Source organism: Streptococcus sp. GMD4S (assembly GCF_000296955.1).
This window is the reverse complement of the sequence record NZ_AJRE01000210.1, coordinates 1-1550: the sequence shown is the minus strand read 5'-3', so window position 1 is coordinate 1550 and position 1550 is coordinate 1. Positions and strand designations below refer to the sequence as shown.

At 38.1% G+C, this 1550-nt stretch carries 1 protein-coding gene and 1 pseudogene; both read left to right on the top strand.

The genetic code is table 11. From position 1 onward, the window contains the following. Positions 1-411: pseudogene (locus GMD4S_RS13545) on the top strand (peptide ABC transporter ATP-binding protein); the annotation flags it as partial. A gap of 191 nt (positions 412-602) precedes the next feature. Further along, on the top strand, positions 603-1550 hold a 948-nt coding region (locus tag GMD4S_RS08695; protein ID WP_000091226.1), incomplete at its 3' end, for an LCP family protein.

Sequence of the window (1550 nt, the reverse complement as noted above, 5' to 3'; positions counted from 1 at the left end):
GGCTTCTATCTCAAGATTTTTGGTCTTGATGCCAAGGAAGACCAAGAGCTCATTAAGAGTTTGGGGCTCGATACCTATACACAACTCCTGAAAGAAGCAGATGCTGAGAATAAAGATGTCACTAAGCGTTATGAAAAATACGCTGAAGCTCAAGCTTGGATGATTGACAATTCTCTAGTTATGTCTGCTATGTCAAATGGTGGTACAGCCTCTGTAACCAAAGTAACTCCGTTTACACGTGCCTACTCCCTAGTGGGAATCAAGGGTGACGGAAATAATTATAAGTACATGAGATTACAAAAAGACCCTGTTACCAAGAAACAATTTGATGAAGCCAAGGCTAAGTGGGAAGAAGAAAGTAAAAAAGCTATCGAAAAGAGCCAAAAAGAGTTTGAAAACCACGTAAAATAAGATTACAGACAAGGTTGCCCCTGAGCGCCTTGTCTTTTTGTGCAGAATGGCATTCGGAACTTTGCTTATATTTCAGAGCAACTTAAGAGAACAAAAGCGAATGAAAACGCTGAAAATAGCAAGGATGGATGGAATTTCCATCATGATTGTGATATAATATTTATAACTATTAACGTGTATAGGGGATTATCATGAGTAGACGTTCAAAGAGAGCTCGTTCTGGCAACATGAAACGAAATATTAACATAGTCTTATTAACCATTTATCTACTGTTGGGTGGTTTTTTGCTGTTCTTGATTTTTAAACATAATATCTTAGCTTTTCGGTACCTCAATATCCTTACGGCGGTTCTTATTCTCATTTCTGCTGTAATTGCAATCCTTCTGATAGTGTATAAAAAAGCCGAGAAGTTTACGGTTTTCTTTTTGACACTTGCTATCGTAGTTAGCTCCGTTTCTCTCTATGCTTTGCAACAGTTTGTCGGTTTTACCAATCATATCAATGCGACCTCAAACTACTCAGAGTATTCAATCAGTGTGGTCGTTTTGAAAGATAGTGAGATCAATAATGTGACTCAACTGGATACGGTTACGGGGCCAACAGAGACAGACAATGACAATATTCAAAAGTTGTTAGCAGATATTAAGACCAGCCAGAGTAAGGACTTGACAGTTGAGAAAGCGACTTCTTACCTAGCAGCTTATAAGAGTCTGCTTTCTGGTGAAACGAAAGCAATTGTCTTAAATAGTGTCTTTGAAAATATCATTGAAGCAGAGTATCCAGATTATGCTTCAAAAATCAAAAAAATCTATACAAAACAATTAACTAAGGATGTTGCGGCACCAAAGGTATCGAAGAATAAAGCTTTCAATATTTATGTGAGCGGTATTGATACCTATGGTCCGATTAGTTCCGTTTCGCGTTCTGATGTGAATATTCTAATGACTGTGAATCGAGATACCAAGAAAATCCTTCTCACTACAACTCCTCGTGATTCCTATGTTCCGATTGCGGATGGAGGAAACAATCAAAAGGACAAATTGACCCATGCAGGGATTTATGGAGTAGACTCGTCGATTCATACCTTGGAAAATCTCTATGGGGTGGATATTAACTATTATGTGCGCTTGAACTTTACC